The following is a 15,545-nucleotide window of genomic DNA, read 5'->3' as shown; positions in this document are numbered from 1 at the left end:
AATGGCTCAGGCAGAACGCGAGGCGAAAGTCTACGTCAACGGGAGCTTGGTCGGGACCCATCCGGACCCGAACGAGCTCGCAGAACAGATCCGAGAGGCGCGGCGGCGCGGCGACGTCTCCGAGATGGTCAACGTCTCGGTGAAAGAGCGCACCCGCGAGGTCATCGTGAACGCGGACGCCGGACGCGCCCGGCGCCCCCTCATCGTCGTCGAGAACGGCGAGCCCCTGCTGTCCGACGAGGACGTCGAGGCCGTCGAGAACGGCGAACTCGACTTCGAGGACCTCGTCGACCGCGGCTACGTCGAGTTCATCGACGCCGAGGAGGAGGAGGACATCTACGTGGCCGTCGACGAGGAGGACGTCACCGACGAGCACACCCACCTCGAGATCGACCCGCAGCTGATCTTCGGCATCGGCGCGGGGATGATCCCCTACCCCGAGCACAACGCCAGTCCCCGCATTACCATGGGCGCGGGGATGATGAAGCAGTCGCTCGGTATTCCGTCGGCCAACTACCGGATCCGGCCGGACACGCGGCAGCACCTGATGCACTACCCGCAGCTGTCGATGGTCAAGACCCAGACCACCGAGCAGATCAACTTCGACGAGCGGCCGGCCGCCCAGAACTTCACGGTCGCGGTCATGTCCTACGAGGGGTTCAACATCGAGGACGCGCTGGTGATGAACCAGGGGTCGGTCGACCGCGCGCTCGCCCGCTCGCACTTCTTCCGGACCTACGAGGGCGAGGAGCGGCGCTACCCCGGCGGACAGGAGGACCGCTTCGAGATCCCGAGTCAGGACGTCCGCGGCGCCCGCGGCGAGGACGCGTACACCCACCTCGACGAGGACGGCCTCGTCAACCCCGAGACGAAGGTGGACGAGTCTTCGGTGCTGCTCGGCAAGACCTCCCCGCCGCGCTTCCTCGAGGAGCCGGACGACATGGGTGGACTCTCGCCCCAGAAGCGGCGCGAGACCTCCGTCACCATGCGCTCGGGCGAGGACGGCGTCGTCGACACGGTGACGCTGATGGAGGGCGAGGACGGCTCGAAGCTCTCGAAGGTGAAGGTCCGCGACGAGCGGATCCCCGAGCTGGGCGACAAGTTCGCGTCCCGGCACGGCCAGAAGGGCGTCGTCGGCCACCTCGCCCCGCAGGAGGACATGCCCTTCACCGAGGAGGGCGTCGTTCCGGACCTCATCCTGAACCCGCACGCGCTCCCGTCGCGGATGACGGTCGGCCACGTGCTGGAGATGCTCGGCGGCAAGGTCGGCTCCCTCCGCGGGAGCCGGGTCGACGGCACGCCGTTCCAGGGCGAGGACGAGGAGGAGCTCCGCGGCCAGCTGGAGGACCACGGCTTCAAGTCCTCCGGCAAGGAGGTCATGTACTCCGGCGTCACCGGCGAGAAGATCGAGGCGGAGATTTTCGTCGGGACGATCTTCTACCACAAGCTGTACCACATGGTGTCGAACAAGCTCCACGCCCGCTCGCGCGGGCCGGTGCAGGTGCTCACGCGCCAGCCCACCGAGGGGCGCGCCCGCGAGGGCGGCCTCCGCGTCGGGGAGATGGAGCGCGACACCGTCATCGGACACGGCGCGGCGATGGTGCTCAACGAGCGCCTGCTGGAGTCGTCGGACGCGGAGACGGTCCACGTCTCCGCGGAGACCGGACTGGTCGCGGTCGAGGACCGCGAGCAGCGCCGGATCTACGACCCGGTGACCGGCGACGAGGACGACATCCACGAGCTGGAGGTCAGCTACGCGTTCAAGCTCCTGCTCGACGAGATGATCGCCCTGGGGATCCGCCCCCGGCTCGAACTGGAGGACGCGGTCTAGGAGGTCTCACGAATGTCAATGCAGACACCCAAACAACTCGGCGGCATCAACTTCGGGCTGATGGACCCGGAGACGTATCGCGACATGTCCGCGACGAAGGTCATCACGGCGGACACCTACGACGACGACGGCTACCCCATCGACATGGGGCTGATGGACCCGCGACTGGGCGTCATCGACCCCGGGCTGGAGTGCCGGACCTGCGGTCGCCACTCGGGCTCGTGTAACGGCCACTTCGGCCACATCGAGCTGGCGGCGCCGGTCATCCACGTCGGCTTCACGAAGCTCATCCGGCGGCTCCTCCGCTCGACGTGCCGGGAGTGCGGCAAGCTCTCGCTCACGGAGGAGGAGCGCGCGGAGTTCGCGGACCGCTTCGAGCGCGCAGAGGAGCTCGGCGACGACCCCCACGACGTGCTGAAGGCGGCCGTCCGGCAGGCCCGGAAGGCCTCCTCGTGCCCGTACTGCGGCGAGCCGCAGGCGGATATCAAACACGAGAAGCCGACCACCTACTACGAGGTGCAGGACGTGCTCTCGGGCGACTACTCCGAGCGCATCGCGCAGGCGATGCAGCCGGACGAGGAGAACGACGAGCCCGGCACCACGCCGAAGGAGCTGGCCGAGAAGACGGACATCTCGCTGGAGCGCGTCAACGACATCATGGCCGGCGAGTTCCGCCCGCGGAAGGAGGACCGCCGCGCCATCGAACGTGCACTCGACGTGGACCTCACCGAGGAGGACATGAACAAGCTGATGCCCTCGGACATCCGCGACTGGTTCGAGGACATCCCGGACGAGGACCTCGAGGCGCTCGGCATCGACTCCGAGGACTCCCGTCCCGAGTGGATGATCCTGACCGTGCTCCCGGTCCCGCCGGTGACCACGCGGCCGTCGATCACGCTGGACAACGGCCAGCGCTCCGAGGACGACCTCACGCACAAGCTGGTCGACATCATCCGCATCAACCAGCGGTTCATGGAGAACCGCGAGGCGGGCGCCCCCCAGCTGATCATCGAGGACCTCTGGGAGCTGCTCCAGTACCACGTCACGACGTTCGTTGACAACGAGATCTCCGGCACGCCGCCGGCCCGGCACCGCTCCGGCCGCCCCCTCAAGACGCTCTCGCAGCGCCTGAAGGGGAAGGAGGGCCGCTTCCGCGGCTCCCTCTCGGGGAAGCGCGTCAACTTCTCCGCCCGGACCGTCATCTCGCCGGACCCGACCCTCTCGCTCAACGAGGTCGGCGTTCCCGACCGCGTCGCCACCGAGATGACGCAGACGCTCAACGTCACCGAGCGCAACCTCGACGAGGCGCGCCAGTACGTCCGGAACGGCCCCGAGAGCCACCCGGGCGCCAACTACGTGCGCCGCCCCGACGGGCGCCGCCTGAAGGTGACCGAGAAGAACTGCGAGGAGCTCGCCGAGAAGGTCGAGGAGGGGTGGGAGGTCAACCGCCACCTCATCGACGGCGACATCGTGATCTTCAACCGGCAGCCCTCGCTCCACCGGATGTCCATCATGGCCCACGAGGTCGTGGTGATGCCGTACAAGACGTTCCGGCTCAACACCGTCGTCTGCCCGCCGTACAACGCGGACTTCGACGGCGACGAGATGAACATGCACGCGCTCCAGAACGAGGAGGCCCGCGCGGAGGCGCGCGTCCTCATGCGCGTGCAAGAGCAGATCCTCTCGCCGCGGTTCGGCGAGAACATCATCGGCGCCATCCAGGACCACATCTCGGGGACGTACCTGCTGACGCACACGAACCCCGAGTTCACGGAGACGCAGGCGCTGGACCTGCTGCGCGCCACGCGGGTCGACGAGCTGCCCGAGGCGGATGGCGAGAACGAGCAGGGGCCGTTCTGGACCGGCCGGACGCTGTTCTCGGAGCTGCTGCCGGACGACCTCGACCTGGAGTTCACCTCCTCGACGGGCGACCGCGTGCTCATCGAGGACGGCCAGCTCGTGGAGGGGACCGTCGACGAGGACGCGGTCGGCGCGTTCGGCGGCGACGTGGTCGACACGATCACGAAGGCGTACGGCGAGACGCGCGCCCGCGTGTTCATCAACGAGATCGCGGCGCTGGCGATGCGCGCGATCATGCACTTCGGCTTCTCGATCGGGATCGACGACGAGTCCATCCCGCCGCTCGCCGAGGAGCAGGTCGACGAGGCGATCGACAGCGCCTACGACCGCATCGAGGAGCTGATCGAGACCTACGAGGCCGGCGAGCTGGAGAGCCTGCCGGGCCGGACGGTCGACGAGACGCTGGAGATGAAGATCATGCAGACGCTCGGGAAGGCCCGCGACTCCGCGGGCGAGATCGCCGAGGAGCACTTCGGCGACGACAACCCGGCCGTCATCATGGCCCAGTCCGGCGCCCGTGGCTCGATGCTGAACCTCACCCAGATGGCCGGCTGCGTCGGTCAGCAGGCGGTCCGCGGCGAGCGCATCAACCGCGGCTACGAGGGCCGCACGCTCGCCCACTATCAGGAGGGGGACCTCTCCGCGGAGGCACACGGCTTCGTGGAGAACTCCTACCGCAACGGGCTCACGCCGCGTGAGTTCTTCTTCCACGCGATGGGCGGCCGCGAGGGCCTGGTCGACACGGCGGTCCGGACGTCGAAGTCCGGCTACCTGCAGCGTCGGCTCATCAACGCGCTCTCCGAGCTGGAGGCGCAGTACGACGGCACGGTGCGGGACACCTCCGACACCATCGTGCAGTTCGAGTTCGGCGAGGACGGCACCTCGCCGGTGAAGGTCTCCTCCGGCGACGAGGGCGCCCTCGACGTCGAGGGGATCGCCGACCGCGTCCTCTCCGCGGAGTTCGCGGACGACGAGGAGAAGGAGCGGTTCATCGGCCGCGAACAGCAGCCGACCAACATCTCCGAACACGCCGGGCCGGGCCTTAACAAGGCGCAGGGACTGGGGGTGGACTCCGATGACTGAGTACGACCACGTCACCGACGACATCGAGGCCATCGTCGAGGACACGGACCTCCCGCGGCGGCTGAAGGAGGACGTGTACGAGACCCTCGACGCGAAGGCCGAGGAATACGGCGGGATCTCCAACGAGCAGGCGACCGACATCGTCACCGGCGTCGAGAACCGCTACCTCGAGACGCGCGTCGACCCCCTCGACCCGGTCGGCACGGTCTCCGCGCAGTCCATCGGGGAGCCGGGGACGCAGATGACGATGAACACGTTCCACTACGCGGGCGTCGCGGAGATCGACGTGACCCAGGGGCTGCCACGGCTCATCGAGCTGGTGGACGCCCGGAAGACGCCGGACACGCCGATGATGACGGTGTACCTGGAGGACGAGTACGCCGAGAACCGCGAGAAGGCCCACGAGGTCGTCTGGTCCATCGAGTCCACGAAGATCCTCGCGCTCGGCGACGTCTCCACGAACGTCGCGGACATGCTGGTCCGCATCGACCTCAACGAGGAGACGCTGCTGGAGCGGTGGCCCACCCACGACGACCCGAGCGAGGTCGCCGGCATCGTCGCGGAGACCATCGAGGACGCGCTCGGCGTCGACGCGCGTCAGGCGGGCACCGCCATCGAGTTCGGCCCGGACCAGCCGAGCTACCGCGAGCTGCTCCAGCTGGTCGAGCAGCTCCGCGACGTGGTGTTCAAGGGCATCGAGGACGTCACCCGCGTCGTCATTCGCAAGGAGCAGACCGACGAGGGCGAGGAGTTCGTCCTCTACACCGAGGGGTCGGCGTTCGGCGACGTGCTCGGCATCGAGGGCGTCGACGCCAGCCGTTCCACCTGCAACAACATCCACGAGATCCACCGTAACCTCGGCATCGAGGCCGCCCGCGAGGCCATCATCAACGAGACGATGGACACGCTGGAAGAGCAGGGCCTCGACGACGTGAACGTCCGCCACCTGATGCTGGTCGCGGACATCATGACCAACAACGGCGAGATCGAGTCCATCGGCCGGCACGGCATCTCCGGCAACAAGGACTCGGTGCTGGCACGCGCCGCCTTCGAGGTGACGGTGAACCACCTGCTCGACGCCGCCATTCACGGCGAGCGCGACGACCTCGACGGCGTCATCGAGAACGTCATCGTCGGGAAGCCGGTCTCCATCGGCACCGGCGACGTGGACCTGCGCATGGGCTCGCGGGTCACGGGCTCGAAGCCCGCCGACGACTGATGCGGGTCGAGCTCTCCGACGAGGCACGGCGGTACATCGGCCGGTTCGACGAGCTGACCGGCGTCACGCCGAAGGACTGCCTCGTGGAGGGCGACCGGCTGGTCTTCCTCGTCCCCGCGGGGGAGATGGCCGAGGCGATCGGCCAGGCCGGACAGACCGTCGAGCGCGTCGAGGACGAGCTCGGCAGGACCGTCGAACTCGTCGAGGACGCCGACACCGCGGAGTCGTTCGTCGCGAGCGCGCTCTCGCCCGCGGCCGTCCGCGCGGTGACGCTCTCCGAGCAGAACGACCGCGTGGCGTACGTCGAGGTCGCAGAGAAGGACCGCGGCGTCGCCATCGGCAAGGAGGGGCGCAACATCGACACCGCCCGCACGCTGGCGAAGCGCCACTACGACGTGGACGACATCCAGCTGACCTAGACGCGGACGTTTTTGATCCAGCTTTCCGTTGTGGCCTTTGGGTAGTTCTCGTTTCTGTTGCTGATCCTTCTGAGCTGGACAGTAACGTCCAGAAAGCCCCAGCCGGCTCTCTGTACGATGTTGTTGAAACTGCTGTAGAGCCTGTCACTTGGAACAGCACCACCCAGAAAGCCCCAGCCGGCTCTCGCTACTACGCTGCTGCGTCCATTTCTGTGACTGCTGCTTGAGACAGCACCACCCAGAAAGCCCCAGCCGGCTCGACCCGCCGGGCCTCGCTGCGCGCTCGCGCCTCTCAGCACCGCCCGGCGCGAGTGCTTACGTCGTCCGGGCGGGATCGAGCCGGCTGCCCCTTTCAGTCCCGCCCCGTACCGACCCGCCCTGCACCGCAACTACACCGCAGCCTCACGCCTCCCCAGCCTCGCCGCGGCCGCGGTCGCGCGAACCGCACTGCACCGCTGCGCGACCGCGGCCGCGGGCTCCCTCGCGCGCGTTACTCGCGCGCGCCGACAGCACAGCACCGCAGTGGTGCGGTTCCACGCCGAGTCGTCACCCTGGTGTTGATGGCGGTTAGCGTTTGACGCCCGCGTTCGGATCGTTCGACCGGTTTACGACCGCGAACGGACCCGGCCCCTTTTAGCTCCGAGGGGCATCGCCGTAGCCATGCACCGACGCAGGCTTCTCGCGGGCGCGGCCGCGCTCGCGACGACCGGGTTGGCTGGCTGTTCGAGCGAGGGCGGGGACGGCGAAGACGACGGGACCGTCGAGCCGCCGGAGACGGCGACCCCGTCGCCGACGCCCGTTCCGGCCGAGGACGTCGAGTGGCGCGACGGCGACGCGCTCGCGGCCGAGACGCTGGCGGAGGTCCACGGCGACGCGGTCGTCGAGGCGGGGAGCGTCCGCGTCTTCTCGGAGGCGGACACGGAGTACGGCGGCGAGGAGCGCCCCGACCAGTGGCTCTTCTCGCAGACGTACGACGCCCGGTTCGAGCGCGAGCGCGAGCGGCAGTTCCTCGAACAGGACATCACCGAGGTCGACGAGACGACCACGGCCTACATCGCGGACGGGACCGCCTACTACCGGCTCGCGACGGACGCGGAGACGCGCTACCAGTCGGAGTCGGTCGACCGGACCACCGCGGAGTTCGACGCGGAGATGCGCCGCGAGGCGCTGGCGGGCGTCGGCGGCCTCGACGGCTGGAACCTTACCGTCGACGGCGCGACCACCCGAGACGGCGTCGCGGTGACGCGCTTCACGGCCGACGCGTACGAGCCCGAGCGCACCATTCCCGAGACGGTCGAGTCGGCGGCGGCGACGGTGCTGGTCGACGCTGACGGGGTCGTCCGCCACATCGAGCAGACGTGGGCGGGGACCCACGCTGGCGAGGACGCGACGATCACGATCACCATCGAGTTCGAGGGGATCGGCGACACGACCGTCGCGGAGCCGGGGTGGCTCGACGAGGCGCGGGACGCGACCGGCGGGAGCGACGGCGGGACCGCGACCGAGTCCGCGCGGGTGCGCGGCGACGGCTCGTTCCGGTAACGACCCCTCCGTTTCCGGTCGAGACGGATTCTCCGCGCGGCTTATCGTCCAAGCGGCACGGAGCGACCGTCGAACGGGAAAAGGACGGCCGCAGATCCGTCGAGAGGTACCGCTCGCGGCTTTTGAGACCGTCTCGCTGGACGGGAATGAGGGCGTTTAAGTAGCTCCGTTCGGAAGTACGGGTACGATGGCGAACGGCAAATACGCGGCCCGTCAGCTCAAAAAGGACCGACAGCAGCGTCGTTGGTCCGACACCGAGTACGCTCGGCGCGAGCGCGGGCTCAAGAAGAAGTCCGACCCCCTCGAGGGCGCCCCGCAGGGTCGCGGGATCGTGCTGGAGAAGGTCGGTATCGAGGCAAAGCAGCCGAACTCTGCGATCCGAAAGTGTGTTCGCGTCCAGCTCATCAAGAACGGGAAGCAGGTCACCGCGTTCTGTCCCGGTGACGGCGCCATCTCGTTCATCGACGAGCACGACGAGGTCACCATCGCCGGCATCGGCGGTGCGAAGGGTCGCGCGATGGGCGACCTCTCCGGCGTGAACTACAAGGTGGAGAAGGTCAACGGCGTCGCGATGCTCGAACTGGTTCGCGGGAACGCGGAGAAGCCCGTCAGATGAGCGAGAGCGAGGAGAGCGCCGACGTCGAGGCGCAGGAACCCGAGCCGGACGCGCCGGCCGCCAGCGAGCAGGCCACGGAGAACGCCCTGCTGTTCGGCGAGTGGGACGTCTCGGAGATCGCCTACGAGGACCCGAGCACCCAGCGCTACATCAACGTGACCCCCATCGCGCACACGATGGGCCGTCACGCCGCCAAGCAGTTCAAGAAGTCCGAGATCTCCATCGTCGAGCGGCTGATCAACCGCCTGATGCAGACCGAGGAGAACACGGGCAAGAAGCAGCAGGCGACGCGTATCGTGCGCGACGCCTTCGAGATCGTCCACGAGCGCACCGAGGAGAACCCCGCGCAGGTGCTCGTCACGGCCGTCGAGAACGCGGCCCCGCGCGAGGAGACCGTCCGCCTGAAGTACGGCGGCATCTCGGTCCCGAAGGCCGTCGACGTCGCGCCCCAGCGCCGCGTCGACCAGGCCCTGAAGTTCATCGCGGACGGCGTCCAGAACGCCACCTACAAGTCCGCGACCCCCGCCGCGGAGGCGCTCGCCCAGCAGCTCACCGGCGCCGCCGACTACGACATGCAGGCGTACCCGATCTCCCAGAAGGAAGAGCGGGAACGCGTCGCGGCCGCGGCTCGCTAACGCGGGCGATCTTCTCCCTTCGATCCCTTCTCGACACGCCGAGAGCCTCGGCTCCGGTCGCTCGACCGCGGTCGAACAGTACGCTTTAGCCGCTGCTGATGCAGGGTCGGACATGGACACGAGCCGCCGTCGGTTCCTCGCCGCGACCGGACTCGTCGGCCTCCCGGCCGCCGGCTGCCTCGACGACGGCGCGGGTGTCGCGCCGATCGACGACGAGCCGAGCTACGACCGCGCGGTCACACACGACGGCGAGGCCTGGACGCGGTACGACCTCGACTGGGAACCGCCGACGGCGCCGCCCGACCTCGACGTGACGGTGGAGACGGTGGTCGAGGACCTCGAGATCCCCTGGGACCTGGCGTTCGCGCCGGACGGCGACCTCTTCGTCTCCGAGCGGACGGGGCGGATCGCGCGGTACTCGGCCGACGACCTGGAGACGGTCGCGTCGGCGGACGTGCTCTCGCGGGCGGACGCGGTCGCGCCGGGCGAGGAGGGCGGCTGGTGGGACGCCGGCGGTGAGGGCGGTCTGCTCGGCATCGCGGTCCACCCGAACTACCCCGACGTGCCGCTCGTCTACGCCTTCTACACGCGCGAGACCGACGACGGCGTCGCCAACCGGCTCTCGCACTTCGACGTGGAGGCGCCGGACCCGACCGCGACCGAGACCGTACTGATCGACGACATCCCGGCCGACGACGCGGTCCACAACGGCGCCCGGTTGGCGTTCGGGCCGGCGAGCTACCTCTGGGTCACCACCGGCGACGCGGGCGACCGCGGACTCGCGGCCGACCCCGACAGCCTCGCCGGATCGGTGCTCCGGCTCGAACCGGACGGGAGCGCCCCCGCGGACAACCCGGCAATCGAGGGCGGCGACCCTCGCGTGTTCACCTACGGGCACCGGAACCCGCAGGGGATCACCTTCCTGCCGGACGCGACGCCGGTGATCACGGAGCACGGCCCCGGCTCCCGCGACGAGGTGAACGTGCTCCGCCCCGGCGCGGATCACGGCTGGGGCCCCGAGGAGGGGGGCTCGTTCGCCCGCGACGGGGACACCTATCCGGAGACCGACTACGCGCGCCCGGTCGTCAACACCGGCCCCTCGGAGACGTGGGCCCCTCCCGGCTGCGTCTTCTACACCGGGGACGCGGTCCCGTCGTGGCGGAACCGGCTGGTCGTCGGCGGGCTCTCCTCACAGCGGATCAACCTCGTGACGGTCTACTCGGCGGGCGCCGAGACGCCTCCGACCGCGACCGCGGACGGGGGGACGGAGGGCGTCCGCTACGACGCCGACTGGATGGACGGCGACTACGACGCCGTCGCTCATCGGGCGCTGGCAGACGAACTCGGTCGGATCCGACACGTCGAACAGGGTCCCGACGGCGCGCTGTACGCGATCACCTCGAACCGGGACGGTCGGGCCCACCAGGACCGGTTCCCGCGGCCGGGCGACGACCGGCTCGTGCGGATCGGGCCGGACTGAGCGATGGACGTGCGCGGAAAGTGGACACGGCGCTCTGAGGGACCCGTCAGACCGCGTAGGCTCGCGTCGCGTCGACGAGCGCTTTTCTGTAGTCGCTGGTAGAGGGGTCCGGGCCGAGCGCGCGGAACCGCCGCTTGAACGCCGCCACGTCGACGCCGGGCGCGTCGCTGCCGGCCGCGCGCGCGAGGTCGTAGATGCGGTGGTCGCGGTCCGCGAGGTCGTGCCGCTCGACGAGCGCGAGCGCGAAGGCGGCGTTGACGGCGGTGATCTCCGGGTCTGCGCCCTCGCCCGCCGGTTCGGTGCCGGGACGCGGCGGCGTCGGCCGGTCGGCGACCGCGGTCGCGAGCGTCGACTCGAGGAAGCCGAGCAACTTGTCCGGCGGGGTCACCGCGAGAGTGATGTCGTCGGCGTAGATGTCCTTCATGTGGTTCGCGATCTGGTAGCAGTGCGCGAGCTTCCGGCGCTCGACGGACTCGCCGGCGAGCCCCAGGTACAGCGCCTCCTCCGTCGACTGGACGTGGGAGGGGTGGTCCTCCTCGTGGCGCGCCATGTGGGCGAACTCGTGGACCGCCAGTTCGCGCGCCATCGCGCTCGTGGCCGCGCGTCTGGAGACGTTGAGCACGTGATGGTCCGGGTAGTGGCCGGCCCACGTCCGCTCGTCGGGGTCCTCGCGCACTCGGACGTGTACCGGGTCGGACAGCGAGAACTCCGTCTCGAACAGGTCGGCCGCGCTCAGGAAGGGGTCCGGGGGCACGTCCCCCTGCACGCGTATGTCCATGTGTGATGTTGGCATGGGTGGGGCGAATAAGTCTCTTGCGTCGATCACTCCCGGGCCGCGTACACGTCACGGGAGACCCAGCCGGTCGCGCCGCGCGGGAACGCGCCCGACTCCTCGGCTGACTGGACGGTGCCGTCGGCCTCCACGACCCGGGCGGTCACCGCGTGTTCGCTCGGGTCGGCGTACTCGTGGCGCCACATCCGCCACGCGTCGTCGGCGGGGTCCGAGGCGGGCGCCCCGCTCGCGGGCGTCGCTCCGGGGAGCGGTTCGGACAGGTCCGCGGTCGTCCACGTCTCGCCGCCGTCGGTCGACACCTCGACGCGGTCGACGCCGCGCGTCCCGGCGTAGGCGTGACCACCGACCAGCACGCGGGCGTCCGCGTCTCCGCCGCCGTCCTCGCCTTCGGCGTCGTCGCGGCCGGGACCGTCGGGGTCGCGCGTCACCGTGTGAATCTTCGCGACCGTCTCCACCGGACCGCTCCCGTGCCAGCCACGCTCCTCCCAGTAGCCCGTCGCGGGCTCCTCGCGGACCTCGATGTCGGTCACCCACTTGACGTTGATCTCGCCCCAGTGGCCCGGGATCAGCACCCTGACGGGCGCACCGTGAGCCTGCGGGAGCGGCTTGCCGTTCATCCCCCACGCGAGGAAGCCGCGCTCCAGCGCCGCACGCGGGAACGCGTGGTAGTAGCCGTCGGCGGCCTCCAGCCGGACGCAGCACTCCTCGCCCGTCCCGACCTCGTCGAGGATCGGCGCGAGGGGCGTCCCGGTCCAGAGCGCGGTGTCTATCTTGTACCCGTTCAACCCGTCGCCGACACACCGAAGCGTGACGAACCGGTGCTCGGTCGGCCGGCCGGTCACGTCCGCGTAGTCGAGCGTCGTCGGCTCGTCGACCGCACCCCCGACCGACAGCGACCACTCCGCCTCGGAGATCTCCGGATCGTCGGTCAGGTTGATGTCCACCTTGTAGAACCCCCGGGAGACGAGGGGGTCGACCGCGTCGAAGTCGAAGCTCCGCCGCTCGGCGCGGTCCAGAAGCGCCAGTACGAGCGGATCGTCCACGCCGTTCCGCGGGTCGTTCGGCGACCGGTCGGCGGGCGCGAAGTCGCCGCGTCGGGACGCCGCCAGCCCGCTCGCGGCGAGCGTGCCCGCGAGGACGCCGGCCGAGCGGAGGACCGGTCTCCGCTCCGAGGCGCTCGTCTCCGCGCCGTGATCGTTCGCCCCGGGACCGTCCTCGGCGCCCGACCCCGCTCCGCCGGCGACCGCGCTCCGGCCCGCGGCGGTCGTCGCCGCGGCCGCGATCCCGGCTCCCGCCCCGGAGCCGACCGACCCGGCACCCAGCACGACGAGTCCGCCGGCGAGGAGTCCGACCGCGAGGGCGGCGACGGCGCGGGCGACCCGCGAGACGCTCCGGCCGGTCCGGTCGTCCTGCCCCGTCCCCGGCCACGCCCGATCGACCGCGATCGTCGCGAACAGCGCCGACAGCGTCAGCCCGACCGCCGCCAGCACCGTCGCACCGATCAGCAGGAGCGGCTGCGCGGCGTTCCCGAGCGTCGTGATCCCGTACGCGAAGACGGCGTCGGGGAGCACGCCGAGAAGTCGGTCGGCGACCGCGGCGCCCACGAACGCCTCGGAAACTCCCGCGACGGCGAAGGAGCCCGCGACCGCGGCCGCGCCGGCACACGCCGCGACGAGCGCGGCGGTACGGGAGGGGAGCGGGACCCTGGCGCTTCCCCGTGATCCGTGCATACGTGTACCACGGAACTGCGCCGGGATGTATCCGTCGCCGTGCGAGCGATACTCACGATACGTCCCGCGAGGTGGGCGATTCCGGCCGAATCGCCGGGAACGAAACACTACCCTTTTGACCCCGCTAACGGTAGTGGAACGCATAATGGGCCGACGAAAGAAGATCGTGCAGGAATGTGAACGGCTGATGGACAATCCGGAGCACATCCGGAACATCGCCATCGCCGCTCACGTCGACCACGGCAAGACGACGCTCTCGGACAACCTGCTGGCCGGCGCCGGCATGATCTCCGAGGACACCGCGGGTGAGCAGCTCGCGATGGACACGAAGGAGGACGAGCAGGAGCGTGGGATCACCATCGACGCGGCGAACGTCTCGATGACCCACGAGTACGAGGACACCAACCACCTCATCAACCTGATCGACACCCCCGGCCACGTCGACTTCGGCGGCGACGTCACCCGCGCGATGCGCGCGGTCGACGGCGCGCTGGTGGTCGTCGACGCCGTCGAGGGCGCCATGCCCCAGACCGAGACGGTCCTCCGGCAGGCGCTCCGCGAGGGCGTCAAGCCGACCCTGTTCATCAACAAGGTGGACCGCCTCATCTCCGAGCTCCAGGAGGGGCCCCAGGAGATGCAGGAGCGCCTGCTCGCGGTCATCAGCGACGTGAACGAGCTGATCCGCGGCATGGCCGAGAACATGGACGACATCCCGACCGACTGGACGGTCTCCGTCGAGGACGGCACCGTCGGCTTCGGGTCCGCCCTCTACAAGTGGGGCGTCTCCATGCCCTCGATGCAGCGCACGGGGATGGACTTCGGCGACATCATCGACCTCGAGCAGGCCGACAAGCGCGACGAGCTCCACGAGCGGACGCCGCTGTCGGACGTCGTGCTCGACATGGTCTGTGAGCACTTCCCGAACCCGGTCGACGCCCAGCCCCGTCGTGTTCCGCGCATCTGGCGCGGCGACGCGGAGTCCGAGCTGGCCGAGGACATGCGCCTCGTCAACGAGGACGGCGAGGTCGTCTTCATGGTCACGGACATCTCAATGGACCCGCACGCCGGCGAGATCGCGACCGGCCGCGTCTTCTCCGGGACGCTGGAGAAGGGCCAGGAGCTGTACGTCTCCGGGACGGCGGGCAAGAACCGCCTCCAGAGCGTCGGCCTCTTCATGGGGTCCGAGCGCGAGGAAGTGGAGCGCGTCCCCGCCGGCAACATCGCGTCCGTCACCGGACTGCGTGACGCCATCGCGGGCTCGACCGTCTCCTCCGTGGAGATGACGCCGTTCGAGTCGATCGAGCACATCTCCGAGCCGGTCATCACGAAGTCCGTCGAGGCGAAGAACATGGACGACCTGCCGAAGCTCATCGAGACGCTCCAGCAGGTCGCCAAGGAGGACCCGACGATCCAGATCGAGATCAACGAGGACACGGGCGAGCACCTCATCTCCGGGCAGGGCGAGCTCCACCTCGAAGTGATCACCCAGCGCATCCGCGACAACCAGGGCATCCCGGTCATCACCGGCGAGCCGATCGTCGTGTTCCGCGAGCAGCCCCAGCAGGAGTCCCGCGAGGTCGAGGGGCAGTCGCCGAACCGCCACAACAAGTTCTACATCACGGTCGAGCCCCTCTCGGAGGACATCGTCGACGCGATCCAGCTCGGCGAGGTCTCGATGGACATGCCCGAACTGGAGCGCCGCGAGGCGCTGCAGGAGGCCGGCATGGACAAGGACACCTCCCAGAACGTGGAGGACATCCACCGGACCAACATCCTCATCGACGACACGAAGGGGATCCAGCACCTCAACGAGACGATGGAGCTCGTCCTCGAAGGCCTGCAGGAGGCCCTCGACGACGGCCCGCTCGCGGCCGAGCCGGTCCAGGGCGCCCTGTTCCGCCTCCACGACGCGAAGCTCCACGAGGACACCATCCACCGCGGTCCCGCGCAGGTCATCCCGGCGGTCCGCGACGCGGTCCACCGCGCGCTGATCGACGGCGAGGTCCGCCTGCTCGAACCGATTCAGGACGTCCGCATCGACGTGCCCTCCGAGCACATGGGCGCTGCCTCCGGCGAGATTCAGGGTCGCCGCGGCCGCGTCGACGACATGTACCAGGAGGGCGACCTCATGGTCGTCGAGGGCATCGCGCCCGTCGAGGAGATGATCGGGTTCTCCTCCGACATCCGCTCCGCGACCGAGGGTCGCGCCTCCTGGAACACGGAGAACGCCGGCTTCCGCGTCATGGCCGACAACCTCCAGCGCGAGCAGATCATGGACATCCGCGAGCGCAAGGGCATGAAGCTCGAGCTGCCGCAGTCCATCGACTACATCTAGAG

The 15,545-nt window shown here is 69.5% G+C and carries 11 protein-coding genes; 9 read left to right on the top strand and 2 right to left on the bottom strand.

Annotated elements, in window-relative coordinates; all coding sequences use genetic code 11:
* Position 1 precedes the first annotated feature (1 nt).
* The 8 genes from rpoB to ACQE3L_RS05300 all read left to right on the top strand — a co-directional run bounded on the left by rpoB (position 2) and on the right by ACQE3L_RS05300 (position 10,685).
* Positions 2–1,831 carry a DNA-directed RNA polymerase subunit B gene (gene rpoB / locus ACQE3L_RS05335; protein ID WP_426962736.1) on the top strand — a complete coding sequence of 610 codons (1,830 nt, stop codon included), beginning with the start codon at positions 2–4 and terminating at the stop codon, positions 1,829–1,831.
* 18 nt (positions 1,832–1,849) lie between these two features.
* Positions 1,850–4,774: a DNA-directed RNA polymerase subunit A' gene (locus ACQE3L_RS05330; RefSeq protein WP_426962789.1), complete on the top strand. Its 2,925-nt coding sequence runs from the start codon at positions 1,850–1,852 to the stop codon at positions 4,772–4,774.
* Entirely contained in the window at positions 4,767–5,993 is a 1,227-nt protein-coding gene (rpoA2, locus tag ACQE3L_RS05325) for a DNA-directed RNA polymerase subunit A'' (RefSeq protein ID WP_426962735.1), read from the top strand. Before ACQE3L_RS05330 ends, rpoA2 begins: the two co-directional genes overlap by 8 nt.
* The gene (locus ACQE3L_RS05320) at positions 5,993–6,412 is read left to right on the top strand and encodes a NusA-like transcription termination signal-binding factor (protein WP_426962734.1); all 420 of its coding nucleotides are present in this window, start codon (positions 5,993–5,995) and stop codon (positions 6,410–6,412) included. Before rpoA2 ends, ACQE3L_RS05320 begins: the two co-directional genes overlap by 1 nt.
* A 660-nt stretch (positions 6,413–7,072) precedes the next feature.
* Positions 7,073–7,954: a DUF7537 family lipoprotein gene (locus ACQE3L_RS05315; protein ID WP_426962733.1), complete on the top strand. Its 882-nt coding sequence runs from the start codon at positions 7,073–7,075 to the stop codon at positions 7,952–7,954.
* Positions 7,955–8,141: 187 nt separating this feature from the next.
* A complete protein-coding gene (locus tag ACQE3L_RS05310; protein ID WP_058367409.1) occupies positions 8,142–8,570 on the top strand; it encodes a 30S ribosomal protein S12 in 429 nt (142 codons plus the stop codon).
* Positions 8,567–9,205, top strand: coding sequence for a 30S ribosomal protein S7 (locus ACQE3L_RS05305; RefSeq protein ID WP_426962732.1), 639 nt, complete (start codon positions 8,567–8,569; stop codon positions 9,203–9,205). Before ACQE3L_RS05310 ends, ACQE3L_RS05305 begins: the two co-directional genes overlap by 4 nt.
* A gap of 112 nt (positions 9,206–9,317) precedes the next feature.
* Complete coding sequence (locus ACQE3L_RS05300; protein ID WP_426962731.1) at positions 9,318–10,685, top strand: PQQ-dependent sugar dehydrogenase; 1,368 nt, start codon at positions 9,318–9,320, stop codon at positions 10,683–10,685.
* A gap of 46 nt (positions 10,686–10,731) precedes the next feature.
* Here the strand turns inward: ACQE3L_RS05300 and ACQE3L_RS05295 are convergent, their stop codons facing one another.
* Positions 10,732–11,463, bottom strand: a complete 732-nt coding sequence (locus ACQE3L_RS05295) for a DUF5781 family protein (RefSeq protein WP_426962730.1) — start codon at positions 11,461–11,463, stop codon at positions 10,732–10,734.
* A gap of 44 nt (positions 11,464–11,507) precedes the next feature.
* Positions 11,508–13,208: a molybdopterin-dependent oxidoreductase gene (locus tag ACQE3L_RS05290; RefSeq protein ID WP_426962729.1), complete on the bottom strand. Its 1,701-nt coding sequence runs from the start codon at positions 13,206–13,208 to the stop codon at positions 11,508–11,510.
* A gap of 145 nt (positions 13,209–13,353) precedes the next feature.
* Between ACQE3L_RS05290 and ACQE3L_RS05285 the strand changes: the two genes are divergently transcribed.
* Positions 13,354–15,543, top strand: coding sequence for an elongation factor EF-2 (locus ACQE3L_RS05285; RefSeq protein ID WP_426962728.1), 2,190 nt, complete (start codon positions 13,354–13,356; stop codon positions 15,541–15,543).
* The last annotated feature ends 2 nt before the right edge of the window (positions 15,544–15,545 follow it).

Origin of the sequence: Haloparvum alkalitolerans (assembly GCF_050122995.1) — an archaeon.
Taxonomy (GTDB): Archaea; Halobacteriota; Halobacteria; order Halobacteriales; family Haloferacaceae; genus Haloparvum; species Haloparvum alkalitolerans.
This window is presented reverse-complemented; position numbering and strand designations above follow the sequence as displayed.

What these genes read in the sequence shown, in the direction of transcription:
- ACQE3L_RS05320 (WP_426962734.1), top strand. Translation starts at nt 5,993, where the DNA reads ATGCGGGTCGAGCTCTCCGACGAGGCACGGCGGTACATCGGCCGGTTC.
- ACQE3L_RS05330 (WP_426962789.1), top strand. Translation starts at nt 1,850, where the DNA reads ATGCAGACACCCAAACAACTCGGCGGCATCAACTTCGGGCTGATGGAC.
- rpoA2 (WP_426962735.1), top strand. Translation starts at nt 4,767, where the DNA reads ATGACTGAGTACGACCACGTCACCGACGACATCGAGGCCATCGTCGAG.
- ACQE3L_RS05295 (WP_426962730.1), bottom strand. Translation starts at nt 11,463, where the DNA reads ATGGACATACGCGTGCAGGGGGACGTGCCCCCGGACCCCTTCCTGAGC.
- ACQE3L_RS05290 (WP_426962729.1), bottom strand. Translation starts at nt 13,208, where the DNA reads ATGCACGGATCACGGGGAAGCGCCAGGGTCCCGCTCCCCTCCCGTACC.
- ACQE3L_RS05285 (WP_426962728.1), top strand. Translation starts at nt 13,354, where the DNA reads ATGGGCCGACGAAAGAAGATCGTGCAGGAATGTGAACGGCTGATGGAC.
- rpoB (WP_426962736.1), top strand. Translation starts at nt 2, where the DNA reads ATGGCTCAGGCAGAACGCGAGGCGAAAGTCTACGTCAACGGGAGCTTG.
- ACQE3L_RS05305 (WP_426962732.1), top strand. Translation starts at nt 8,567, where the DNA reads ATGAGCGAGAGCGAGGAGAGCGCCGACGTCGAGGCGCAGGAACCCGAG.
- ACQE3L_RS05300 (WP_426962731.1), top strand. Translation starts at nt 9,318, where the DNA reads ATGGACACGAGCCGCCGTCGGTTCCTCGCCGCGACCGGACTCGTCGGC.
- ACQE3L_RS05315 (WP_426962733.1), top strand. Translation starts at nt 7,073, where the DNA reads ATGCACCGACGCAGGCTTCTCGCGGGCGCGGCCGCGCTCGCGACGACC.
- ACQE3L_RS05310 (WP_058367409.1), top strand. Translation starts at nt 8,142, where the DNA reads ATGGCGAACGGCAAATACGCGGCCCGTCAGCTCAAAAAGGACCGACAG.